Genomic DNA, 24,734 nt, shown 5'->3' with positions numbered 1-24,734 from the left:
CCTCCATAAAAAATCATTGGAACCGACATGCAGCAGCTTGTTAGCATGCGCCTGTGCAGCCGAGGCTCTTTAGCCTAAGGCTATTTTCTCACAAAGGGATACAATTGGCTATATAGCAAGAAATAGAAGTATATTCCTTTAACCCTTTTTGCAATATCCGCTTCTTTTTATAAAGATATTTTGATAGTATGATGAAGTACTATTTAATGAGAATAAAATGTTAGGTTGATATGAATGAAAAAAAAAATATCAAGAAGGTCATTTATTAAAAGAAGCCTTGGTACGCTGCTCACTTTTACCGGCTTTGGCGTTGGCGGCCGGTTTTATGCCAAGCATGTGGAACCTCATTGGTTTGAAACCACAGAGTACACTATAACACATGATCTAATTCCGCAGGGGTTTAATGATTTCAAAATTGTTCAATTCAGTGATACTCATCTCGGATTCCAGTTTCAGCTGGAAGAACTAAAGGGGATAATAAAGAAAATAAATAACCTGCAGCCTGATGCTGTTTTTTTCACTGGCGATCTTATGGATGAACCCAATAAATATCCCCAGCCAGGACAGATTATCAGCGTCCTTAAACAGCTAAAGGCCCCCATGGGAAAGTTTTGCGTCTATGGAAATCACGACCACGGCGGAAATGGATCCCGGCTATATGAAGAGATCATGTCCAGGTCTGATTTTACGATCCTGCGTAACACAAATACTTCAATATCACTTTTAAACGGCGACAGTCTTTACATTGCTGGCATTGATGAACCTATGCTTGGAAATCCGGATATATCGGCCGCCCTTAATGGTCTTCCGGCAAATGTGTATAAGATCCTGTTATCCCATGCCCCTGATTTCGCCGATCAGATTTCCGGCGATAGCGTGCAGCTTCAGTTAAGCGGTCACAGCCACGGAGGACAGATCCAGATTCCATTTTTCGGCGCCCTTGTTACACCGCCTTATGGACAAAAGTATCATGAAGGCATGTATGAATTAGAATCTTTAGAATTATACGTAAATAGGGGGCTGGGTACAACCCGGCTGCCATTCAGATTTTTATCTCGTCCCGAGATAACAGTCTTTAATCTCTCATCCACAAAAAGTGCAAGTGTTCACTAGGACATTACCGAACTGATAAAAAAGGAATTCTATTTCCTCCGCGGGAAGAGGCCTGCTGAAAAAGTTTCCTTGCGCTTTTTGGCAATTTTCGGCACACAGGAAATCTGCTTGCTCTTCCTTCTCAATTCCTGCAGCAATTACTTCCCGTCCAAGATAACGCTGCCTTCAGAAAACTGCAGTTCTTGTTTTAACGCTCGCTTCAAACATTTCATTTAATCAGCACCCTGTAATCCTTCCCAAGTTAGGAATAGTATTGCAGTCTTCAATCGAATCCCTGCTCTTGCTGCGATTACAACTGATGGACAGTCATGAAGCAACATTTGCCCTACATTTTAGCTAGCAAGCTATCTTTCTGATTTTTATTATAAAAGATATGGAGACAAATAAACACCTGTTAAATAATAGGCTATAGAATTCTCTTACACCATTATTTCGTTAATGGATACTGGCATTGGCCAGAGCACGGGTTGTTCCCGCAAGCTATGCATTTAAATTTAGAGCAGACTATATTGCGGCCGGCATGCTTTGCTGAATACAAGGCACTGTCAGCCTGTATAATCAGATCATCTGAGCTAAAAACTGTTTCATCCAAAGTAGCCGCTCCAATGGAGATGGTTATTTGGATTTTTAATGTATAGTCATAATGAAAAATAGTTTCTTCAATCGATTGCCGCAGTGCTTCAGCCACTTGTAAGGCTTTTGCATGATCATAGCCTGGCAGCATTACGGCAAATTCTTCACCGCCATTCCGTGAAAGGAAATCTCCGCTGCTTAATTTGTTAGTTAAAACTTTTGCTGCTTCCTTCAGGACAAAGTCGCCTGTTATATGGCCGTACGTGTCATTGATTTTTTTAAAGTGATCGATATCTATTAGCAGAAGGGATAGAGGTTCGTTACGAAGCAATGCTGATTTTACGAAGCTGTTTAAGCTCCTGTCAAATTGGCGTACATTTTGGACACCTGTCAGAAAATCGGTTGTTGCTTCCTTTTGGTAACTCCTGAATAATTCCACATCCTTTCTTGAGAAGTGATGAATAAAGTAAGCATGAATTCCCCCAGCGACGGAATAAAAAAAAGCTTCAAAAGACATATCCTGAGCTCCATGCTGGGATAATCCTGTATATATTGCCGATCCGCCTAATATAGCCAAAATGAAATAGACCCTTTCTGAAAATCTAAACTGAATCAATGACACCAAAAAGACCGTCAAGACTGACAGGCTAATTATTTCATTGCCGGAAATACTTTCAGCAATCATAAGCTGATAAAGAAACATAATGAAGAATGTAATACAAAGGCTGACAGCCCTCCCATTCCATGCAGCCAATAAGGCTGCCACGTATGCTATGTCTATTGCGCCGCCTTCGGGCAAGGAAAAGGCAAACAGTGTTAATCCTCCTCCAAGTAAGCCATAAACAACACCAAACTGCACCTGTTTATATACAGTTAAACCGCTCCCATATCTCCCAGCCTTCTGAACATGTCCTGCTGCCAGTATAAATGCAACTATTAGCCCTAAACAGCCAATATAATCTTTTATCATTATCACAACTCCTAAACGGCTGAAATGTTCCGCATTAACAATATATGCGAATAGCCGGAGACCCATGATGGGGAGCAGTCGTAACTTATTTTCCGTTTTGCTTTCATTGCAGAAAGTTAATGATATAATATATAACTATATTGTTAGTAAAACCTGCAAAATCCATAGCTATTTAATTTGAAAGGAGCTGCATTATGGACCAAACTAACAAGAAACCAAAACTTCAAAAAGTTAATTCCGGGCTTCTTGAACAGGCGATTTTTATAGTGAACAAACATGCGAAAACCGCTCCATCTCCAAAATCTCTCTATGAGCTTAAACGGTTATCGCTCCAAAAGCTCGTGGATGAGGGAAAAGCCACTAAAATAGGCCTTCACTTTTCCGATAATCCAAGGCTGTCCTGCCAGCAATCCGACGTTATTATTAAATGTGGAGAATATATCTTCCATCTGCCACCTTCCAAGGAGGACCTAAAAACACTTCCTCACCTGGGCAGCCGTGCTTCCTCACTTCGCAATCCTAAAGCTTCACTGTCGCTTTCTAAAGCTAAGCAAATTCTTGAAGCCTATATTGGGAAAATGCCTGAGCATGCCCCTAAAAGCCCAAATTCACTTAAGCAAAACCGGCCGAGCAAAAAGTCTATCGATAAATTCCACAATCCATTCCCTTCTACCTTTCTTGGCAAAGGGTATAAATATTGATTGAATTTACTCCATTCTGGTTTCTCCACAAACCTTAAGCTTCGTTAAATGGACGTCCATCCGTTTTGAAATTGAGCTTTTTGTACAAGGATTGAGCATTAATAAGATTTCAGCGTCCTTCCAAGAACCGTCATCCAATATTTGCTGCCTAAGCCTTGTTATAAGGCATCAACAAAAAGCTCTATAAAGCAAAAGACCTTGGCAGCAAAAGTATGATGCCAAGGTCTTTTGTATTAAGGGATCCAAGTATTAAACATTTTAGAAAATATATAAAAACATCAATAAATAATACATGTAAAACCGAATGTTCTTCAATCGGCGTCGGTATATTTCTGCCGCTATTCCAAAGGTGACATCCAATTATCCAGATACTGTCTTACTTCAGCAGAATAGCTGTTTTCGGCAAGCCTTGACACCAGATAGGCCCCCAAACATTTCCCTTTAAACACAATAAGAGTTTTAGAGATAAGTACTTTATTTCAAGATAATCATGGCTGAAAACGCAAGATATCCCGGTTTGCTCCAGTATGTTTTTAACATCCTGTATGAGTGCACGTTTGGCAGGCAAATCGAGGGCTGAAAATGGTTCATCCAGAAATAATAGTTTTGGCTCGATAACAAAAGCTCTTGCCAAGGCATGGTCGGAGGATCAGGAACATACTGCCTATCAGGTTTTAATTAAATGATGGTATGCTATCTATTATTCTAAGATTATTATTTATGTCTTTGAACTAGCGTAAACGCCCAGGCTCCGCTGTCTGCAAAAACAGCCGAATAGCTACAGGATATGAGAGTCTATCAGCCTGATAAGCTCTGCAATTTCAGGTTTACTGACCTGCCCGTCCGCCCCGACCATTTTCCCTTTATGCCGAAGATCATCAGTAATCAGTGATGAGAAGATTACAACAGGGAGTTTTCCAAGTTCATTATGCTCTTTTATCCTTTTTGTTAAATGGTGGCCGTCCATTTGCGGCATCTCAATATCCGTAATAACCATTTGCACCTCGGAAGTTATGTTCTTTCCAGATTCATAAATACCCTCCAGGTATCCTAAGGCATCCCGGCCGTTTTCAAAGAATTCAAGATATTGGAATCCTGCTTCTGAAAGTGTATCATAAAGGAGTTTCCGCAATAGCGCAGAGTCCTCGGCCACTACTATCCTTTTTTCAGAGCGTTCGCGTTTTCCAAGCTTTTGAACCTGCTGAACATTAATTCCTGACTCCGGATTGATCTCTACTACAATCTTTTCAAAATCCAGCAGAAGTATCATTTCTCCGTTCAATTTAATCACACCGATAATTTGGCTTTCAGCTCCCTGGTACATGTCCGATGGCTTTTCAATTTGTGTCCAGGAAATCCTATGGATCTGCGTAACGCTATGAACATGAAAGACGATCTTTTGTTTATTGAATTCCGCAACAATGAATTTATCCAGATGAGGCGTTTCAGAAGGCGGGAATCCCAGTGCGGTCGCCACGTTTACTATTGGAAGCACCTCACCCCTTAGCTCAATGATCCCCTCTACATTAGGATGTGCCTGGGGAACAATCGTAATGGGAACGGGATTGATAATCTCTTTTACTTTAATAACATTTATTCCAAACTTATTGCTGCCAATACCGAACTCGACGATTTCAAGTTCGTTTGTGCCGCTTTCAAGGAGAATTCCTTTTCTATTATCCATACATAACTCGCCCTTCCTAAAAAAATGCAGTATATAGTCTAAATATACCATGATTTTCTGGATGTACGACGTGTAATTCATAATATTTAGTGAAAATCTGACTAAAGGGAATTATTGCTTAAATGGCTTTTTCTTTCATTAACTCCGGTAGATTATGTTTTTTTCTGAGAGGTCGCACCTTCTCATCGTCATCACTCACAAACATCTTACTTTTATTATTTTAGCAATAATACTGAAAGACCTAATTCATTCCTAGTTAAACTTGCCAGTGATTTCTGCTCTAGTGGCGGCCCGGGTGCCTCCTAGACCGTAACCGCTGCGGGGTCTCCCGTGCTCCTCTTCTCCCGGGTATACTATTATTGAAAAAGTTGTTGATTTTGTATCATAGCATCCACCCATTGGAAACTTCCATCATACAAAAAAGGCATAACCTCCTCACTAAAGGAGGTGCTATGCCTTTTTCTCTTACTTTATGAAAGCTCTTTGTGGAATTCGAACTAAGTTTGATTGGAGTGACAGGCGCAAGACTCCTGCAGAAAAAGCGTGTCAAGGGGAGCCAGCGGAAAGCGAGCGACTGAAGCGGAAATGAACGGCCTAGTTTAACAAGAGCATTTTCTTAAAACGGGGTGAACTTTTCAGTGCTCTCCCGCAAATGGATAGGGTTTTTGAAAACGTACATTCTTTTCATTCCTAATAAATTAGGATTTTACAACAATCGTTCCTGCAATCATATCATGCAGCGATTGCTTTCTTTCGGTAAAAGCAGCCATAATATAGCCGATATAGAAAATCCCTGACAGAAAACTCATGGCGACTATTCGGCCGAGCGCTCTCCAAAATGAGATTCGGTTCCCGTGCAAATCCGTAACCTTAAGGCCCAGCAGCTTTTTTCCCACTGTAGCCTGCCATTTTGAAGAATGAAGAATGGAATAATATAAAAAGCCTATTAGTGCAGCAAGTAAAACAAAGACCGCATATCCTCCTGCAAAGGCAAGCAGTTCTGCCTCTGTCGGCTGATAATTTGGATCCATCGCAACTCCCTCAAAAAAGAATACACCAGCCATTGAGATGATAAAGATGGGAACTCCGAGAATAATTGAATCAATTAAGTTTGCCGCAAAACGAATCCAGAAACCTGCATATTCCCTTTTCTCAACTGGCGTGTGATCCCAGGCAGCCTCATTTTCCATACATATTCTCCTCCTTAACTTTCATTTTAAGACGCAGTTTGCATGCATTTTTTTCTTGCGCCATCCTGTTTTTGATACTTTTGTGAACTTATTCAAAATTGACTGAACTTCTCCTATTGTTAAGAATACAATACAAAGTGAATTTACTCCAATTAAACAAAGAGGTGCTTGACTCTTGAAAGGAACTGCATCCTATTCCTTGAAAATTATAATGTAACATTTTTAGAAGATGTTGATTATTCTATTTTTGATGAAATCAGGGAACAATGTGGCTGTGAGCATCACAATTGCAAACTTGAAAACAAACTGATTGATTTTGGAAATGTCTCCCCGGTATTTTGGCAGGAAGAAGAAATTGATTGGGACTACGGATATTAATATATATAAAGCCAGATGCTTCTTTATACCTGAATGGCCTGCCCTATTTCCGGGGCAGGCTTTTCTTTTTCTGTGGAAAGGGGACGGAGCTGCATCGATTGTTCGGAATAAGAAAAATTAATTATCTTAAAATGCATGGGTTGACAGTAAACTGATGATTGTTTTTATTGATTTACCTCCACACAGCAGCCAATGCTCAACGCTGCTTGTAGTCCATAAATGCCCGAGTGCTTTGCAGCCGCCGCCTGCGTCTTGGCTTTCGGCCGAAGTGGAGCCATCCCTTTTTTAAAAAATATAAAAGCATTAACAAGGCGATAACAGTCATGAACCCTATTACAGCAAAATACCCATATTTCCAATCCAGTTCAGGCATATTTTTAAAATTCATGCCGTATACCCCAGCTACAAAGGTTAAAGGCATAAAAATGGTCGTAATGACAGTGAGTGTCATCATAATTGTATTCATTGTATTGGAATTCATCGATAAATAGCTGTCACGGATATCAGAAGAAAAATCCCTGTAAAGTTCAAGCATCTCCACCAGCTTCAGCAAATGATCATGGACATCATTGAAATACAGCTGCTGTTCCTTTAAGTAATTCAGCCGGTCTGAATGGATAATGCGGTATAAAAGATCTCTCATAGGCAAAATGGACCTTCGTATCCCTGATAAATCAGCTCTCACATCAAAAACTCTTTCCATCAATTCGCTGATGCTTTCATCGTCTGCATTATCCTCTAGGGAGTTCAATTCCCCCTCCAGCTTGTACATAAGAGGAAAATAATCATCAACAAGCTTATCAATAATAGCATGCATTAAGAAGAAAGGACCCTTTTGGAAATATTCATAGGTTTTTGTTCTTTCCCATAGAAGGTCAAGCTGCGAGACTTTTTGGTTATGAAATGTAACGAGAAAGTCTTCGCCGATAAATAAATCCACTTCAACAGGATGCAGATGCTCTACACTCAAAGCATGTAAAACAATAAACTGATAATCATCATAGAAATCAAGCTTAGGGCGCTGATTAAGACTGTCAAGGCAATCTTCTATCGCAAGCGGATGAAAATGGAAATGATCGGAAAGAAATCTTACCTCCTTCTCGTTTGCATTACAAAAATCTGCCCAGTACCATTTCGGCTCCATTTCCTTGATGTCCTTTAACGGGACATCGTAAATCATTTGATCATCTTTAGTTACAACACAGGTTTTAATCATATTTTTTAAATCTCCGCCAATAAGTCATTAAGTATTCACAATAAATATATAACCTTTTTGTAAGCAAAATAATCTCGCATTTCCTTCGTGCGGTGTTCTCTCAGGATGGCATAATAGAATTATCTATCGATTTTTCCTTCCTGTTATACTATAGTACATAGTAAAGCCATTTAGAGGAGGCCGACAAATCTTGGAGCATTTAATTAATTCCCAGGTAAAGAATATTGAAATATCGGGAATCAGAAAATTTTTCAATTCAGTTTCTCATATTAAAGACATGATATCATTAACCATCGGCCAGCCGGACTTCCCGACGCCGGAGCATATTAAGGAAGCGGCGAAATCAGCCATTGATGAAAATTTTACAGTATATACCCATAATGCAGGTTATTTAGAGCTAAGGCAAGCTGCCGCAGAATATATGAAACAGAAATACTGCTTATCCTATAATGCAGACGAAGAAGTGATTGTAACGACTGGAGCCAGTGAGGCTATTGATATTTCGTTCCGGACGATTTTGTCCCCAGGCTGTGAAGTGATCCTTCCAGGTCCAGTGTATCCAGGTTACGAACCACTTATCAAGCTGTGCGGCGCAATACCGGTTTATGCGGACACGACAAAAAACGGGTTCCGGCTAACAGCGGATATTCTGAAAACCTACATAACAGAAAAAACCAGGTGCATCGTTCTGCCTTATCCTTCCAACCCTACTGGCGTGACTCTAACAGCCGGTGAATTGCAGGAAATCGCGGAACTCCTCAGCGGCAAGGATATTTTCATCCTATCAGATGAAATATACAGTGAGCTTGTTTTCGATCAGAAGCATACCTCGATTGCTTCTTATTTACGGGAACAAACTATTGTGATTAACGGTTTATCCAAGTCCCATTCGATGACAGGCTGGAGAATTGGTTTTGTCTTTGCTCCCGTTTCCATTTCACGGCACCTAATAAAAGTGCATCAATATAATGTTTCCTGTGCGTCCTCAATATCCCAAAAGGCCGCATTTGCAGCGGTGACTGCCGGAATGAATGATGCGATTCCCATGAAAGAAGCCTATGCCAAGCGCCGGGATTATGTCTATGGACGCCTCGTCAGTATGGGACTTGACGTTGTAAAGCCTGATGGAGCCTTTTACTTTTTTGTCAGGCTGCCCCAGCCATACACTGACTCGCTTCAATTCGCCCTGGACATGGCTAAGCAAGTAAAAGTAGCCGTAGTCCCAGGCAATGCATTTTCACCTATGGGAGAAGGTTTTTTCCGTTTATCCTATGCATGCTCTGTGGAGATGCTTGAATCTGCACTTGACCGGATGGAGCAATTCTTAACAGTTTAGATAAAAGAAAAGCGAAAGCGGCATGTAAAGAGGAAGAACCGCTAAAGTCGCCAGTGTTGTAACTTTATCTGTATTATAACCTTCGTCCTGTGGCAACGCCGTTCACCTCCCAAAGCTGCGTCCTTGTTACGTACGAGGTAGCATTCCTTATCCCGTGGGCTCCCGACTTTGGATTCCGATGGCCTTGATCGCAATAAAAGGTTGTGACAGCATTTGGTCATAACACTCGAGGCCGGCTTAAAATGCCACACCCTGTATGTCGGACTATTTTCCAAAGGAAAAAAAGTTGCTTTATTTTACTTCTTAAAAAAAGTTGCTTTATTTTACTTCGTAAAAAAATTGCTTGGCGCTGAAGATAGACATCCGTACTTCTTAAAAAAGTAATCTTGCCAAAAAGACCGATGCCAATGGCCGATCGGTCTTTTCATGTTTTCCGGTTAAACTAGTTTACAGCCCTTTGGCAACTTAATCATTAATCCTAATACAGCTTGCGAAGGAACTTAACCTCACGGTAGCCTTCTTCTTTGTTTGTGGTAGTAACGCTTACCTCTACGATCGCCCCTCTAAGGCTGTTCAGAATTTCCTCAAACTCTTCTGCTGAACCGGGTTTGGAATAACCAAGATTTTTTAATTCCCTAAGTAATATTTGAAAGCCGGCATTTGTTTCTACATGGCTGAATTTAGCAGGAAGCTGTGCGCTATAGTCATTCATAAGAGAGAGTTCCCAGCGGATAGGATTACTGTTGCGGATTGTTTTATCCCTCTTGAACCCTTCCACTCGGACAACATACCTGCCATCCTCTAACTCATTGAATTTTTCTTTGATATCCTCAAATAATCCCATAATAAATGCCCCTTTCAACTATCCTTTTATTTCAAGGATATTCACGAAATGAGACACCTATGTTTTTTATGATAAGCAGCAAAAGAACAAAATATGGACGCACAGGCTTTTCCCACTAGATAAGAAGTATAACTTTTTTTAACAGGTATGGTTGTCTTGCTCTAGCTCCCAGCCCCGACGCACAGGATAAGTAACGATACGGCAGCGACCCATCACACAAAACAAAGCGGCAGCTTTTGAGGATGTGCTGGCGTCGACGTTTGGCACAGAACCGCCAGATTTTAGTCGACGTTCCTAATATCAGGGCGCTTCCGCTTTTCTTATTTCCAGTACTTATAGATTGCTTGTGTTCCGCTGTTTTCTTCCCCTGATTGCGCCATCTCCTCGTACAATGATTTAGAAAGCGACAATCCAGGAACTTCCATACCCATTTTTTCGGCTTCTTCCAAGGCGATCTTCATATCTTTAATAAAATGCTTTATGTAAAAGCCAGGGGAAAAATCTCCTTTGATCATTCGAGGAGCAAGATTGGAAAGAGACCAGCTCCCCGCTGCGCCTGAACTGATGCTTTTAAGAACCTGATCCTGGTCCAATCCGGCTTTTTTGGCATAGACCATTGCTTCACTTACTGCAATCATATTTCCGGCAATGGCAATCTGGTTGCACATTTTCGTATGCTGCCCTGCACCTGCAGGACCCTGATGGACGATATTTGTTCCCATCAGCTCTAAAATGCCCTTTACCGCATTAAAATCCTTCTCATCGCCGCCAACCATAATTGTCAGCCTGGCTTCCTTTGCACCGATATCCCCGCCAGAAACCGGAGCATCAATGGCTCCGATCCCTTTTTCTTTGGCTGTACTGTAAATTTTTTCAGCCAGGGATGGAGTTGATGTCGTCATATCGATAAGGAGTGTTCCTTCAGAACCATACTTTATGATTCCTTCCTCTCCTAGATATATTTCCTCCACATCAGAAGGATACCCAACCATCGTAATAATAACATTTGCCTTGCCGGCCAGCTCCTTGGGTGATTCAGCCCACTCAGCACCTGCATCAAGCAATTGCTGTGCTTTTTCCATTGTTCTGGTATAAACGGAAAGCTTGTAGCCGCCCTTCAACAAATGGCCTGCCATGCTTTTTCCCATTACGCCAGTCCCAATAAAACCTATTGTTGTATTTTCTTTCGAAAGAGCCATTTTCTCCACCCCATTTACAAAATAAGAAAACACGCTTCCGCTTCCCTGCTATATCGATCTAACCAGACCGCCATCAACTAAATAGGCTCCACCGGTCATATATGTATTGGCATCCGATGCAAAAAAGACAATTGCCCTAGCAAACTCTTCCGGTGTTCCGTAGCGGCCAAGCGGAATCTTGCGTTTCATGTTTTCTTCAACTTCTTCACGGCTGAGCCCGTGTTTTTCAGCATTTACGTCATCCAAATGACGAACTCGGTCGGTCGCGATCCGTCCCGGCCCCACCGTGTTCACCAAAATATTAAATGGTGCCAGCTCCTCTGCCAGGGTTTTAGATAAACCAACAATGGCTGTACGGAATGTATTGGATAAAATCAATCCAGGGATCGGTTCTTTTATGGAAGAGGATGCTATGTTTATGATTTTACCACCATTCACTTTTAAGTGTGGCAGTGCTTTTCGAATAATTCGTATATAGCTTAATAAATTCAATTCAAATGAAGTTTGCCACTGTTCGTCCGTCATCTGCTCAAAACCGCCCGCAGGTGGTCCACCGGCATTGTTCACCAAAATATCTATGCCGCCAAATTCCCCAATCATCTTTTCAATTAATGAATCAATATCTTCTGTTTTTGTTATATCGGCCGCAATATAAGCAGTTCTTCCCGGACCTGCTTCATTAAGCTGCGCACTTACCTTTTTCAGTTTTTCATCATTCCGGCTTACAAGCAGCACATTAGCTCCTTCTTTCACCAGCTCGCGGGCTGTTGCTTCACCAAGTCCCTGGCTCGATGCAATTACCAAAGCATTTTTTCCTGTTAATCCTGTTTCCATTTTACAGTCCCCCTTTTTTATTATCTATTTCATTATATCTCTTCCAGATACTTTTTGAAAAATATGAAACTTTAGAACTTTTCTAAAATTAATAACAAAAAAGGCCGGCCTGAGTTTATGCCCAAGCCGGCTAAAAAGGGGGAAATGAGAATGTCAGCTGCTTTAATGAGCTAACAAATTGTGCATACTTACTTTTACCCGTGTATAACCGATTAAAACTTATTTTTGTAAATATTTTTTTATTTTTCAGTCACCCATCGAAAAATGTTTCCATTATTTATTTTATACTTCCCGAAGTTCTGCAATAGCTACATCACTCGGATCATTCGGACGGCCTCTTAGGTGCACACGGGCAGTACGTCCATCCTCGTTAAGAGAATTAATCCACACATTCGCCCCATTGTACTCGACAGTAATATCCGCAGATGAGGATAGAATTTGTTTTACACGATTTGCGTCCATTTTCCCACTCCTAACTTTAAATGTACTATTAGGATTTGAAGCAGAAGCACATTTTATCCAAATAAATACACCTTGTCCAAAAGAAAATGGACAAGGTGTATGTTTAAAATCTAGAGATTTTCTATAGCTTTTTTGACAGCATCCATAACATCCTGATTTGTTTCCATAGTCAGTACGGATTGAGCTAAGCTCTTCATTTCTTCCTGTGAAAGCTTCCTGATCAGCGAACGGGCTTTAAGGATGGAAGTTGCGCTCATTGAAAATTCATCAAGCCCAAGACCTACCAGAACAGGAATCGCGATTTCGTCACCGGCCATTTCGCCGCACATTCCAGCCCATTTGCCTTCCTTATGAGCAGCATCAATAACCATTTTAACGAGGCGCAGTATCGCCGGGTTGTACGGCTGATACAAATATGAAATCCGTTCATTCATCCGGTCAGCAGCCATGGTATATTGAATCAGATCATTCGTTCCGATACTGAAGAAATCAACTTCTTTTGCAAAAGTATCAGCCATAACAGCAGTCGAAGGAATTTCCACCATTATGCCGACTTCTATCTGCTCAGCAACCTTAGTGCCTGCAGCTATAAGCTTTTGCTTTTCATCTAAAAGGATGGATTTTGCTTCACGGAACTCACCAAGCGTTGCAATCATCGGGAACATGATTTTCAAGTTTCCGTATTGGCTCGCACGAAGGAGTGCGCGAAGCTGTGTACGGAAAATATCCTGCTCTTCAAGACAAAGGCGAATTGCACGATATCCCAGGAAAGGATTCATTTCTTTTGGCAAGCTAAGATATGGAAGTTCTTTGTCTCCGCCAATATCAAGCGTACGGACAACAACAGGTTTACCATCCATGCCTTCCAGAACAGCTTTATATGCTTCAAATTGTTCATCCTCTGTAGGCAGCTGGTCTCTTCCCATGTACAGGAATTCAGTTCGGTAAAGCCCGACACCTTCCCCGCCATTACTGATAACGCCCTTCAGATCCTTTGGCGTCCCAATATTAGCTGCCAACTCTACATGATGACCGTCAGCTGAAACTGTTTTTTCATTAACAAGCTTAGCCCATTCTGCTTTTTGAGCTTCATAAGCTACTTGTTTCTGTTCGTATTCTTTAACTAGCTCTGGAGTTGGGTTTATATGGACTTGTCCTGTCAATCCGTCAACAATGACAAGATCTCCATTATCAATTGTTTCAGTAGCTTCCTTTGTTCCAACTACCGCCGGAATCTCCATTGAACGGGCCATAATAGCCGAATGGGATGTCCTGCCTCCAATATCAGTAGTGAAACCCTTCACATAATTACGGTTTAACTGAGCCGTATCAGAAGGTGTAAGATCCTCAGCAATAATGATTACTTCTTCTGCAATCATGCTTGGGTTAGGAATCCTGACATTAAGCAAATGCGCCAGCACGCGTTTTGTGACATCGCGGATATCAGCAGCACGCTCTTTCATATATTCATTATCCATTTGTTCGAACATCGCAACAAAAACATCCGCTGTTTCCTTTAGAGCAAATTCAGCGTTCACTTGTTCGTTTTGAATTTTGTCTTCTATCGGGCCTAAAAGCTCAGGGTCGCTTAATACAAGAAGATGAGCATCAAAAATGGCTGCTTTATCCGCACCCAATTCTTTTTCAGCACGATCCCTTATGGACTGCAATTCCGACTTGGAAGTTGAAACTGCTTCCTGGAATCGTACCGTTTCATCTTCTGGTGCCCCGATTGTTTTTTTGACAACAGTTAAATCCGGCTCTATCAAACGGTATGCCCTGGCAATCGCAATACCGCTTGAAGCCGCTATCCCTTGCAGCATTGTAGACATTACTCTGCTAAGCCTTCTTTTTTCAAAGTTTCTTCTAGAGTGTTAAGCGCATCCTGCTCATCGCTGCCGTCTGCAGTAATTGTAATATCTGAACCCTGACCGATACCTAAAGACATAACGCCCATAATAGATTTAAGATTTACTTTCTTGCCTTTATATTCAAGATTAATGTCTGAATCGAACTTGCCTGCAGATTGTACGAGCAAAGTCGCCGGACGTGCATGAATTCCTGTTTCAGCTGTAACTTTAAATGTTTTTTCTACCATGAGAACCATTCTCCTTTAAAAATAATCTAAAAAAGTAAACATACTTTTTTGCCGTCTTTGAAGTATCATTCTAATAATACCCATTTAAGGATAAAGTATGTTTGGAAATACAAAATTGATGTCTTGTTGTAAAACAACCGTTATGTAGATGTCAGACAACTGACAACATCTATCATAATAGCATTTACTACGCAGACAAACAATGCCGCATTGCCTTTTTTTATACCAAAATCGTACAGAAAATCTTTCCTAAAATCAAATAATATATCTGAACTAAAAAACATAATCCCGCCTGTTACATCGGCTATTTTCAAGGATCAGCAGGAAACTTATATTCTGCCTGTTTTAGTCTCTGGCTAATCAACCTTTTTAAAAACCAAAATACACACGATTCCAAAGCTACAAATACTCTTTTCACCGTTTATGCCATTTTTTAATATAGCTGAGTTTTCACAAGTAATGAAGAATATTTAACTTTAGGATTTTTCTTTCACAAAAAATCATCATGATTTATCCTCCCAGCCGATATATAGAAATAAGATAAGCAGTTAGCATTGCTAACAAAATAATGGCGATGAGCGAGGCTAAACGTTACAAGTTCCTCAGGGTACATTTTAATTAGTTTTTCTCTTCCCCAGCAATCGGCGCAGCTCCGCCCTTTTTCCATAAAAAAAGACCGGCTTGGCCAGTCTTCGCTAAAGAATAAATTCTTTTACTAAATCTTCCTTATTGTTTATTGTATCCTTTTCGATTATTTTCATGGCATTTACAGCAATCCTCATTTGGGTAACAGCCGCTTTTAGAGCCGGCTCCTGGTTAGTACCCTCATTTAATAACACTTCTACAAGATTATTTATCACTCTGGAGTTCCATTCGGCAGCCTGCTTTAGCGTATGAAGTTCAAAGTTCCCGCCTTCCGTAACTATTTCCCTTAAGATCATGTTATTAAGCACCTTCAGCCTTAGCAGCAAGCTTTGGTCTTTAATAGGCCATCCCTCCATTTTTTTTATTTATTCCCATCCTATGATTTAGGCGCAAAAAAAAAGAACTTAAATCATTTTTTGAAAGTAGCAAAGTCAAAAAATTGTAATAAACCTTTTGGTATAGGCACTTGAAAAATTCCATATTTCACAGGAAAATGGAAGTTAGTTACAATTTATCCGGTGGAGGATTCAAATGAAATATAAACGGGAAGAGTCATTCCGCTTTTCTTTTCCAGTTCCAGTTCCTGGCCATTTTTTTATAACAAAAATTAATGGGGAGCAAGGGGTAAGCAAAAAGGGAGTAATGGAGCTACTGGATATTAGCCCAAAAGGGGCAAAATTCCGGTCAGTCCTAAATTTCCCTCTAAACCCTGACTTAGAGCTTACTCTTTCCTTTCAGTTAAACTCTTCGGCCATCAACTTGTCCGGATCGATTGTATGGCAAAAAATACAGACTGGAAAGTACCTGTACGGCTTTTCTATTAAGCAGACTGAAGATGCGCAAGCAACGCTGATCAAGGAATTAAAACTGTACCGGAAGAATCAAAAAGGCAATCAGCACAATACATTTTTTCAGTAAAACTGCTGGCACCTTGCCAATTCATAAAACAGACCAAATCATAGGAGATTTGGTCTTTCTTTTGCTATTCATATATCATTTTTCTTGTCATTCCTCCATCTATTACAATGTTCTCTCCATTGATAAAATCATTGCCTTCTTCGCATAGATACTTGCATGCTCTTGCAATATCTGAAGGTTTACCCACACGGCCTGACCAATGCTGCAGATGGTCTCCCTCCTTCAGATTTTCGTAGTCCGTATTTTGGATCCATCCAGGACTAATCGAGTTGACTCTTATTCGCTTTTCGCTTAGGGATGCTGCCAAAGCATGGGTTAATGCGTATATTCCCCCTTTTGATGCTGCATAAGCTTCTGAATCAGGTTCGGACATAAACGCTCTGGTAGATGAAATATTAATTATACTGCTGCCCGGCTTCATGATTCTGGCTGCTTCCCTGGAAGCAAGGAACGCACTTCTAAGATTAGAAGCAATGATATCGTCCCATTCCATAGCTGACAGTTCAAAGAGCGGCTTGAATGAAGAAACACCTGCATTGTTGATCAATACATCAATTTTCCCAAAATACTTTACTGTATCCTGAATCATTGTTTTGATATCGAACTCTTTCCGGACATCCGTTTGGATAAACAATGAATTACCGCCGGACGCCTTAATAAGGTTTACCGTTTCCTCCCCGGCAGCCTCATCTTTATCCGCCGCGATTACATTCTCCCCATCTGCGGCAAATCTTTTGGCAATTTCCCTTCCGATTCCGTTTCCGGCACCAGTTATGATCACTACTCTGCTATTGTATTCTGACAATGTTTGTTCACCTCATTTAGCATTAGATAAGAATGATAACACCCAATCTTAATTAGAATTTCTCACATCTTACACTGTATGCAATCAGTTCCTTTTCATCTGGAATTATGGATTTGCAGTCATTCCTATATATACCAACATAATAAGTATTTAATACTCAACACATTATGGAATCCGTAAAGTAGTGAAGGAATAAGTTAAAAACGGCTGTTTGTATATTTCACAATATATCAGGCAATCTATGTTCAGGAGGTGAATTACAATGGAGCCGCAAAAGCCCGGCAGCAAAAATATGCCTGATTTTAAAGAACTGGAAGACCGAATGTTAGAACCGCGCAACCCCCAGCCTACCCTGGTGATTAAAACAAATCTTGATCCGGAAAATCCCGAAGAATACAATCCATATGTACAAAATGCAACCACTAACCACAAAGAAAAATTCAATAAATTTTTCGAGGAGTAGAGCTTTTCACTCCTCATTTTTACGTGAAAAGGAGCCTATATTGTTTTCAACTTTTCATGTAGTTTGATTGATTAATCAATGGAAATATAATGTAAAAAATAATAGAAACATTATATCAAATTTGCATTAACTTCTTCCTTCCAAATAAAATCCTGTAAAAAGCATCTTACTGTGTTGTTTTAGCAATCATACTACGTTTAATGTATAAATTAGGTAAATTAATAAATAAATCACAAATAATTAATCTGAGTCAAAAAGAAAGACCTCTTGTAAAAATAGCACAGGGTCTTATCTTCTGTTCATTTCTTTAATGGCCTGCGAAAGGAAAGATATTCGATACTTCTTAACTCATCAGGTTTGCACAGTTTGATGGCAAGGTCTGCAGCCCTGCCTTTTTGTTTATGAAATACGTGGGGTGAGCAATTTACTATTAGCTTGGTTCCGTTCTTAAAGGTAGCAGTGTGTGTTGCGTCATCAAAGCTCTGTAAGTGGCGGGGAAAGATCCACATGCATTCATGAGACTTTGGAGAATGTGTAGGAAAAGCATATATTCGCTGCAAGGGACAAATAAGTAATGGAGTCTTCTTATAATGCTTTAATAACCACCTGGCAGATTCAAGCCTTCCGCTGTACCCTGCCCCTCCATTTAAGCACGCCTCATTTAACAGCATCCGTATGGACTTTCGCGTATAATATGTACCCTTTAAATCGGATATCTTTGTTTGATACAGAGGATGCTGTGCCGGTTCAAGCGCCATTGTCGACCGTGAAACCTTATATCGTTCATTTTCTTCCATTACCAAAATCCCCTTCCTGTACACTCCTATATAATATTTAATAATACAGAAATCGGAAATTATTTTCTTCCACATATTTACTGTTATTGTTACAAAATTTTGAATTATTTGTCAAAAATTGAGATTTGATTTAAATGCAAGTAATATAAAGAATTCACTCGGAGGTATGCCAGGCTCTGGCGGGTTTGGATTCTCTGATCCTGATGGAAACTCCTTATCTGACTGTAATGTTACCCATGCAGGGCAGGAGTGATTGAAAAAAAAGTGGTTCTGTTAACTACTTCTCATATTCAGAAAGCTATTATTAAATAAATAGCAAGTTTATGCAAATAAGCACCACTTAACGTTTGAGTTAAGTGGTGCTTATTTGCTCATCTATTTTCCTCGTTATCCTATTAGCTTTACGCTATGCAATGATGGAATGTCTGCAACCTCAAACTCACGCTTTACGCTATGCAGTGATGGAATGTCTGCAACCTCAAACTCACGCTTTACGCTATGCAGTGATGGAATGTCCGCAACCTCAATCCCAGGTTTTACACTATGCAGTGATGGAATGTCCGCAACCTCAATCCCAGGTTTTACACTATGCAGTGACGGAATGTCTGCAACCTCAATCTCAGGTTTTACATTATGCAAAGACGGAATATCTGCAACCTCAATCTCAGGTTTTACATTATACAAAGACGGAATATCTGCTAATTCAGCTCCATTTACTAGAGTGGCTGCAGTAATTAATCCAAAAGCTAATGTGCCAGCAATAAGTTTTTTCTTCAAAAAACCCACCAACTTTCTACCATATTTTTCCCTATTATAAAAATACTAACATTAATCCATTAGATTTTCCATTTTTATTTTTAAAATCTCAGCCATTTTTTGATTTCCCTGCAGTTCAAATAAATGATGGGCTTCTTTTATAAAGTAATTCCCTTTTTTAAATTCTTCCAGCTTAAGATAGGTAAAGCCAGTTTGATAATGTAATTCAGCCAAAGTATACAGTGTTTCATAATGCAAGCAAATTGCAATACCTTCTGTGCTATACACCAATGAATCCTCATACTCTCCTTCTAGAGTCAACGCTTGGGATAATCCAAATAAAACTCTCAAGTAGGCCTTAGGATTTAATATTTCAGGCAGGTTTTGAAAAAAATTATAAGCCTTTGTGAATAAAGAAATTGCTTCACGATAATTTTTTTCTTCCTTTTGAAGAATTGCAATACTAGTAAGAATTTCCAATTCCCTTTCAGTCATATCATCACGTTTAGGATTAGTTAAATCAATAGCTTGGTATAAAAGTTTTTCTGCTTTAGAAATATCACTTTCCAGGTAATATACACAAATTCCTTCATGCCACAGGAGGTATTGTTTAAGTTCGGTCTGCATAAAAATTGGATTATTCTTTTCTTTTTCGATTATTTTACTTATCGCTATGTAATTACGCTCTTTTTTATATTTACTTATTAAGTCTGCAATGGTATCAGAATAACTGTGATAACTCTTTGTCGCCAATGTAAAAAAATAATTTAAATCGACATTCAATCTCCCTGCTAAACTATGTAATTGATCAATTGTTGGATATTTGCTTTCTCTTTCAAAAAGTTTGTACTCATCCTCAGAGCAGATATCTTTCGTTAATTCTTCAATGGATATTTTTTTATATTCTCGTAAATCCTTAAGTGCTTCCCCAATTGCATAGTCCTGTAGACTCATTTTTATCACTCCATTTATAAACGTTGCCTATAGTTAATATACCATTCTATTGGACATGTTTCTGTTAAAATCTTTTGTTTTGTTAATTTTTTTAAAAATTCAATTAACTATTAATAAATAACTATTATTTCCTATCTAAATATTCACAAATAATGAGCATTATGCCCTAATGAATTTTGGTAAATAAACCCTTATTATAAAATAAGAATTTGTTCTCTTAAGTTTATTATAAAGTGAAAGAGGGTTAAATCAAGTTGGTTCCCACAAAACTAAAATGCCCAAACTGCAGGAATTCTTTGTTTGATAGCAAATCCTTCAGTAATCAGCTAAATCAAATGAAGGATATTTTCACCAATGACAAGGATGCCTTTATGGAGGGAGTAGAAGATTTACTTGTTGTGTCCCCTTTGCCTTTTGATATAATTATTGAAATTCGCAGAACCATTACAGAGGAATTAAATAAGAAAGTTACAACATTTAAAAAAATCAAACAAACAGCACAGCTTTACTTCATATATGAGCAACAATGCTTTAATTGCGGCTATTTTCCAAAGTCAAATTTATCCAAAGATTTTAAATTCCCTAACTTTGGCTGGCCATTGAAAAGTTTATTCAGCGGAAAATAGATTTTATTCCAACTTACCGGATGCTAGCTAAAAAAATGAAAAAGCAGCCTGGGATGAACCCGAGCTGCTTCTTTTCTTAGTTTTTCAACCGCTAAATAAATTTAATTTTGGGTAAATAAATCATAATTTCTGGCTAAATGTTTCTTTGTGAGACGCCTGATCTGCACAGAATTTTTTAACCGGGTTTCCCGCTTCAAAGCAGCCCCCATTACCGGGCAGGTGAATGCCGCCCTCCCTCTATCAAGTCTGAGCTTCATTAATCCATGTCTTCACTGCCGGCGGATGGTATGAACTGAACTTTTCAATAAGTGTTTCCGGGTTAGAATCAACGAAAACCATTGACCGGTACTTTTCATCCATGAATTGCTGTTCGGTCATGTGATCAAAAAAGGAAACCAGCCTATCATAATAGTTATTAACATTTAAAAGCCCAAAAGGTTTTTGATGAAGCCCCAGTTGGGCCCACGTAAATATTTCAAAGAACTCTTCCATAGTCCCAGGCCCCCCCGGCAAAGCAATAAAACCATCTGCTAAATCTGACATTTTGGCTTTTCTTTCATGCATGGAACCTACAATTATTAATTCAGTTAGATTAGGATGCGAAATCTCACGGTCCTCAAGCATTTGAGGAATGACTCCGATCACTTGCCCGCCCTCTTCCAGAACGGTGTCAGCTATCTGGCCCATAAGGCCGACGCTTGAACCGCCGTATACAAGCGTAATGTCTCTTTTAGCCATCTCCTTGCCTAACGCGATTGCTCCATCTCTATATTTATCTGAAGCTCCGCTCCGTGAACCGCAAAAAACCGCTAAACGCTGCATCTTTTTTTCCCTCCATTCGAAAATTCATACCCATCTTCTTACATAATACTCTTTCCCTTTCTCCAGCAAGCAAGAAACTCAGAAAATTTTTTTAACCTTTAGAGCTTCTAGTAGATAAGAAATGAATCATTTCCCGCTGGACTTTGTAAAATGTAATGGTATTGAGCTTTGCATAAAAAACGATACAGAAGCTAATTAGAATAGCCCGGCAAAGATAACTGAATAGAAAAGATAAAGTAGAGCAAAAACGCTTGGTTGTCAGAATGAACTTAAACCAAGCGTAAAATAGGTGGAAATTATACTGTCCAAAGAAGTTTGACTGCCTTTAGTTAACTAAATCTCTGAAAACCACTGGAATAATTAAGAAACCAGGTAAGCAACCAAAACATAGCGTTCCGGGGCTGATCCGATATATTCAAACGGATAGCAGGTGCTGACAGTGAGTGTTGCTCTTGGTTTAGGGACGATAACTGTGCGGTCGTCTTCATCTACAATTCTTACTTTGCGAACCTTATAATGAAATTCTCCTGCCGATGTCCGAACAATCAGCAAATCGTTTTCACCAACCTGGCCAAGCTTTCGGAACACAGTATCCCGATGGCCTGAAAGAACTGAGTTGTCTTTTTCTCCCGGCAACACACTTCCTGCAAAGTGTCCGACCCCTTTCGCCAGCTCTTCTTCATTAGTTCCATGAAAAATGGGAAGAGTTGCCTTTATTTTTGGTATATACAACTCTCCAATTTCTTCACCTTTTTTGGGACGGACCGGATATAAGAATTCAGCATCGCTTCTTTGCTTTTTCTCTAATTTATCCGGTGCATTCCCCGTGGTTACTGTATTGCTACTGGTTCCATGTGCTTTGTATAAAAAATAACCTTTAACAAATTTGTAGCCATTCGTGGTTGTAAACCATGCGCCGCCCAAAATTAACAAAACAGACAACGATAGAAGAATAAGCCGGACTTTACGGCTGGTTCCCTTCTTTTTGTCATTCATATTAAGCCTTCCTTACCTTTCGGAACATCAATACCCCTCCAAGGGCAAGAAAAATTCCAATGAGCGTATTTTCAATATAGTCAGAAGCAGTCTTGGGCAGCTTTGCCCCTTTTACAGTTTTGAATGGACTATTCTGCTGTTTTTCACGTTTCTCAAGGATTTTTTCCTTTGCTTTTACAATGGGAGCCGTTTGTGCTAAAGCTACTACCTCTTCTGCGGACTCATTCATTTGTTCTCCAGCAAGCGTAACAGTCTCTGAATCTACCAATTCGTCTGTAATCAAAAGATCTGCAAGAAAAGTTCCATCTGTGCTGTATAGAGCAATTTTTAGTTTAGCTCCCTTTAACTCTTCCAGCTGCATCATATCTGCAATGGACAATGGAGTTTCTGCATCATTTAATACCAGACTATATGATGCCTTTAATTTAAAAACAGAAAGGAATTCTTCATAAATGCTGTTCAATTCAGCCAACTGCTCTGGAGTGATTTCCTCAATCGAATTGAAATCCCCAAATTGCATCATTCGTTCACCCAATTGCTCCATGCGCTCTAAAATCACCTCATCGGAAAAATAATCTTCCAATGCAGTGAAATGGTCTTCGAGCCGTTTAAGTTCTTGTTCGGTAAGCCCAAGCTCTTCTTCAAACATCGGCAGAAGCTCTTCTGTCAGCTCTTCTTCCATACCGGGCAGCCTTCCTTCTGAAAACTCCCAGATATCAGCCTCTAACTCATCAATATAAACATAATCGGCAAGACCTTTTCCATTCTCTTTCAGCAAGGAAATGATAGCCTGTTGGTCAAGCTCGTAATTCTCTTTAAAATAATCCAAATTGCTCATATCGGCTTTTATAACATCACCGAGGAATTCTTTCAAGTCTTGAACAGTTTCATAGCTTTCAAGATCATCTCCAAAGAAATTTAGGCTTGATTCAAGTTGTGCCTTAGTAACTTTGAATCCTCTAATTTTACTGATTTCAGTTAAATAATTTGTAAGTTTCTGCTCGAAATCAGTTTCACGTTCAAAAACGCCATCTTCTTCTGTATAAGTATATACTGCTTCATAAAGGTCATCCACGAAGATATAATCAGTCATTTCTTCACCATTCTCTTGCAGCAATTGCTCAAGGCTTTCCTCATTCAGCGCGTTTTCCTCAAAAAACTCATCCAAGTTGCCGTAATCAGCTTGAATGACTTCACCTAAAAAATCACTAACCTCTTTAACCGTACCAAATTTACTTAGCGATTCGTCGTAGGCAGCAAGTGACGCTTCTATATCTTCTTTTGTCACTTCGAAACCTCTCGCCACACTTGATTTATGTAGATATTCAGTTAGTTCTTGCTCAAAATCAGATGATTGAGCTGCCATTGTTAATTGCGGAAAAAATGCCATTAACATGGATAATGAAAGGATAATTGCCCCCAATTTTTTCATGCTGTACTCCTCTTCTTTCTTAGATGTAATAGGATTCTAAGAAATTATAAGTGAGCCTCAGTCTTTTAACAATGAGGATAGTGTTTCCAATTAGACGTTTACAAAACTGCAATTTTTGGCTCTGTTAAACTTGGCTGTGATTTCCGCTCCAAGCGCTCCCTTTCCGCGGGCGGTTCATGAGCCTCCTTGGCGATTTGCGCCTGCTGGGTCTCCCCTGATCAATTAATCCCGCAGGACATTGAATGGGCTTCCTTGAAAAAACACCGCAAGAAGGAAATCCGAATACGGCCTGCAAGTTAACTATTTTGTACGTCAATCCATTTTCGTTTTTAGTTTATTTTTACTTATAAGTGGTAACGTAAAAAATAAAAACAGGGAGGCTTGATAATGAATATATCTGCCAAATTTGTATCTGTTCCTCTTAGTTTAAGTCTGTTATTGCTTGCTGGCTGCAGCAGTGAAGAGGCTTCACAGGAAACAAATAAAGCAACAGATCAAGTTGAAAAGAAAGCAGAACAGGCCGCTGGGACAGTGAAGGAAAAGTCTGGGGAACTTTCTGAAAAGGTCAAAAGCGAAACCCCTATAATCATCCAAAACATGAAAGATACGTATAAAGAGACTGAGCAGAAACTTAAAAAAGATACTCTGCAAAAAGGGGATGAAGCTATTACAAAAAAAGACGGTTTGCTGGCATTGACCCCGGAAGCATACGATGAACTCTATCAGCTGATTGAGGTAAATGATTTAAAAGGTGTTGAAGATATTGAAAAAGAAAACCAGGTAACAGAAATAACGAAGGATACTAAAGTGGAGATTGTAGAAAGAGACGTAATACGGACGAAGGTAAAAATTCAGGAATCTGATAAAGAAGGTTATCTTCCTACTTCCCTTCTTGAACCCGTTAATAAAGACGCCAAATAGG

26 protein-coding genes are annotated in these 24,734 nt (G+C 39.6%); 8 read left to right on the top strand and 18 right to left on the bottom strand.

The genetic code is table 11. The features are described 5' to 3' along the window. The first annotated feature begins 234 nt into the window (after positions 1-234). Positions 235-1,113: a metallophosphoesterase gene (locus tag CVD28_RS15505; protein WP_101593354.1), complete on the top strand. Its 879-nt coding sequence runs from the start codon at positions 235-237 to the stop codon at positions 1,111-1,113. Between the two features lie 427 nt (positions 1,114-1,540). On the opposite strand, the gene CVD28_RS15495 is transcribed toward CVD28_RS15505, so the two are convergent. Continuing rightward, positions 1,541-2,656: a GGDEF domain-containing protein gene (locus CVD28_RS15495; RefSeq protein ID WP_180954184.1), complete on the bottom strand. Its 1,116-nt coding sequence runs from the start codon at positions 2,654-2,656 to the stop codon at positions 1,541-1,543. Positions 2,657-2,850: 194 nt separating this feature from the next. Here CVD28_RS15495 and CVD28_RS15490 point away from each other — a divergent pair, with 194 nt between their 5' ends. Further along, positions 2,851-3,357, top strand: a complete 507-nt coding sequence (locus CVD28_RS15490) for a YkyB family protein (protein ID WP_101593350.1) — start codon at positions 2,851-2,853, stop codon at positions 3,355-3,357. A 778-nt stretch (positions 3,358-4,135) separates the two neighbouring features. On the opposite strand, the gene CVD28_RS15485 is transcribed toward CVD28_RS15490, so the two are convergent. Continuing rightward, positions 4,136-5,041, bottom strand: coding sequence for a chemotaxis protein (locus CVD28_RS15485; RefSeq protein WP_101593348.1), 906 nt, complete (start codon positions 5,039-5,041; stop codon positions 4,136-4,138). A gap of 698 nt (positions 5,042-5,739) precedes the next feature. Further along, entirely contained in the window at positions 5,740-6,231 is a 492-nt protein-coding gene (locus CVD28_RS15480; protein WP_101593346.1) for an RDD family protein, read from the bottom strand. A 168-nt stretch (positions 6,232-6,399) separates the two neighbouring features. Between CVD28_RS15480 and CVD28_RS15475 the strand changes: the two genes are divergently transcribed. Then, complete coding sequence (locus CVD28_RS15475) at positions 6,400-6,609, top strand: hypothetical protein (protein ID WP_101593344.1); 210 nt, start codon at positions 6,400-6,402, stop codon at positions 6,607-6,609. Between the two features lie 196 nt (positions 6,610-6,805). On the opposite strand, the gene corA is transcribed toward CVD28_RS15475, so the two are convergent. After that, the gene (gene corA, locus CVD28_RS15470; RefSeq protein WP_101593341.1) at positions 6,806-7,825 is read right to left on the bottom strand and encodes a magnesium/cobalt transporter CorA; all 1,020 of its coding nucleotides are present in this window, start codon (positions 7,823-7,825) and stop codon (positions 6,806-6,808) included. A gap of 190 nt (positions 7,826-8,015) precedes the next feature. Between corA and CVD28_RS15465 the strand changes: the two genes are divergently transcribed. Further along, the gene (locus CVD28_RS15465; RefSeq protein ID WP_101593339.1) at positions 8,016-9,161 is read left to right on the top strand and encodes an aminotransferase A; all 1,146 of its coding nucleotides are present in this window, start codon (positions 8,016-8,018) and stop codon (positions 9,159-9,161) included. Between the two features lie 478 nt (positions 9,162-9,639). On the opposite strand, the gene CVD28_RS15460 is transcribed toward CVD28_RS15465, so the two are convergent. The 7 genes from CVD28_RS15460 to CVD28_RS15430 all read right to left on the bottom strand — a co-directional run bounded on the left by CVD28_RS15460 (position 9,640) and on the right by CVD28_RS15430 (position 15,599). Next, positions 9,640-10,005, bottom strand: coding sequence for a hypothetical protein (locus CVD28_RS15460; RefSeq protein ID WP_101593337.1), 366 nt, complete (start codon positions 10,003-10,005; stop codon positions 9,640-9,642). A 320-nt stretch (positions 10,006-10,325) separates the two neighbouring features. Beyond that, the gene (locus CVD28_RS15455) at positions 10,326-11,204 is read right to left on the bottom strand and encodes an NAD(P)-dependent oxidoreductase (protein WP_101594193.1); all 879 of its coding nucleotides are present in this window, start codon (positions 11,202-11,204) and stop codon (positions 10,326-10,328) included. 48 nt (positions 11,205-11,252) lie between these two features. After that, positions 11,253-12,038 carry an SDR family oxidoreductase gene (locus CVD28_RS15450; RefSeq protein ID WP_101593334.1) on the bottom strand — a complete coding sequence of 262 codons (786 nt, stop codon included), beginning with the start codon at positions 12,036-12,038 and terminating at the stop codon, positions 11,253-11,255. A 282-nt stretch (positions 12,039-12,320) separates the two neighbouring features. Then, positions 12,321-12,500, bottom strand: a complete 180-nt coding sequence (locus CVD28_RS15445; RefSeq protein WP_101593331.1) for an H-type small acid-soluble spore protein — start codon at positions 12,498-12,500, stop codon at positions 12,321-12,323. Positions 12,501-12,610: 110 nt separating this feature from the next. Then, on the bottom strand, positions 12,611-14,332 hold the full coding sequence (gene ptsP / locus CVD28_RS15440) for a phosphoenolpyruvate--protein phosphotransferase (RefSeq protein ID WP_101593328.1): 1,722 nt from the start codon (positions 14,330-14,332) through the stop codon (positions 12,611-12,613). Next, positions 14,332-14,598 (bottom strand): phosphocarrier protein HPr, encoded by a 267-nt coding sequence (locus tag CVD28_RS15435; protein ID WP_101593327.1) that lies wholly within the window; start codon positions 14,596-14,598, stop codon positions 14,332-14,334. Before CVD28_RS15435 ends, ptsP begins: the two co-directional genes overlap by 1 nt. 695 nt (positions 14,599-15,293) lie before the next feature. Next, positions 15,294-15,599, bottom strand: a complete 306-nt coding sequence (locus tag CVD28_RS15430; protein ID WP_101593325.1) for a hypothetical protein — start codon at positions 15,597-15,599, stop codon at positions 15,294-15,296. Positions 15,600-15,774: 175 nt separating this feature from the next. Here CVD28_RS15430 and CVD28_RS15425 point away from each other — a divergent pair, with 175 nt between their 5' ends. Continuing rightward, on the top strand, positions 15,775-16,161 hold the full coding sequence (locus tag CVD28_RS15425; protein WP_101593323.1) for a PilZ domain-containing protein: 387 nt from the start codon (positions 15,775-15,777) through the stop codon (positions 16,159-16,161). A 64-nt stretch (positions 16,162-16,225) separates the two neighbouring features. Here the strand turns inward: CVD28_RS15425 and CVD28_RS15420 are convergent, their stop codons facing one another. Next, the gene (locus CVD28_RS15420) at positions 16,226-16,966 is read right to left on the bottom strand and encodes an SDR family oxidoreductase (protein ID WP_101593321.1); all 741 of its coding nucleotides are present in this window, start codon (positions 16,964-16,966) and stop codon (positions 16,226-16,228) included. 262 nt (positions 16,967-17,228) lie between these two features. On the opposite strand from CVD28_RS15420, the gene CVD28_RS15415 reads away from it, so the two are divergent. Then, positions 17,229-17,429, top strand: coding sequence for a hypothetical protein (locus CVD28_RS15415; RefSeq protein ID WP_101593318.1), 201 nt, complete (start codon positions 17,229-17,231; stop codon positions 17,427-17,429). Positions 17,430-17,728: 299 nt separating this feature from the next. Here the strand turns inward: CVD28_RS15415 and CVD28_RS15410 are convergent, their stop codons facing one another. The 3 genes from CVD28_RS15410 to CVD28_RS15400 form a co-directional block, all read right to left on the bottom strand. Next, positions 17,729-18,226 carry a competence protein ComK gene (locus CVD28_RS15410; RefSeq protein ID WP_180954183.1) on the bottom strand — a complete coding sequence of 166 codons (498 nt, stop codon included), beginning with the start codon at positions 18,224-18,226 and terminating at the stop codon, positions 17,729-17,731. A 387-nt stretch (positions 18,227-18,613) separates the two neighbouring features. Next, positions 18,614-19,003 (bottom strand): hypothetical protein, encoded by a 390-nt coding sequence (locus tag CVD28_RS15405; RefSeq protein WP_101593313.1) that lies wholly within the window; start codon positions 19,001-19,003, stop codon positions 18,614-18,616. 51 nt (positions 19,004-19,054) lie between these two features. Next, complete coding sequence (locus CVD28_RS15400) at positions 19,055-19,936, bottom strand: helix-turn-helix domain-containing protein (RefSeq protein ID WP_101593311.1); 882 nt, start codon at positions 19,934-19,936, stop codon at positions 19,055-19,057. Between the two features lie 296 nt (positions 19,937-20,232). On the opposite strand from CVD28_RS15400, the gene CVD28_RS15395 reads away from it, so the two are divergent. Then, a complete protein-coding gene (locus CVD28_RS15395) occupies positions 20,233-20,562 on the top strand; it encodes a hypothetical protein (protein WP_101593309.1) in 330 nt (109 codons plus the stop codon). A 240-nt stretch (positions 20,563-20,802) separates the two neighbouring features. Here the strand turns inward: CVD28_RS15395 and CVD28_RS15390 are convergent, their stop codons facing one another. From CVD28_RS15390 to CVD28_RS15380, 3 genes are all read right to left on the bottom strand, one after another. Continuing rightward, complete coding sequence (locus CVD28_RS15390; RefSeq protein WP_101593307.1) at positions 20,803-21,384, bottom strand: TIGR00730 family Rossman fold protein; 582 nt, start codon at positions 21,382-21,384, stop codon at positions 20,803-20,805. Between the two features lie 360 nt (positions 21,385-21,744). Further along, positions 21,745-22,380, bottom strand: a complete 636-nt coding sequence (locus tag CVD28_RS15385; protein WP_101593305.1) for a class D sortase — start codon at positions 22,378-22,380, stop codon at positions 21,745-21,747. Position 22,381: 1 nt separating this feature from the next. After that, a complete protein-coding gene (locus CVD28_RS15380) occupies positions 22,382-23,812 on the bottom strand; it encodes a processed acidic surface protein (RefSeq protein ID WP_101593303.1) in 1,431 nt (476 codons plus the stop codon). 387 nt (positions 23,813-24,199) lie between these two features. On the opposite strand from CVD28_RS15380, the gene CVD28_RS15375 reads away from it, so the two are divergent. Further along, positions 24,200-24,733 carry a hypothetical protein gene (locus CVD28_RS15375; RefSeq protein ID WP_101593300.1) on the top strand — a complete coding sequence of 178 codons (534 nt, stop codon included), beginning with the start codon at positions 24,200-24,202 and terminating at the stop codon, positions 24,731-24,733. The last annotated feature ends 1 nt before the right edge of the window (position 24,734 follow it).

It is taken from the genome of Bacillus sp. M6-12, from assembly GCF_002860285.1.
Lineage (GTDB): Bacteria > Bacillota > Bacilli > Bacillales > DSM-1321 > Peribacillus.
This window is presented reverse-complemented; position numbering and strand designations above follow the sequence as displayed.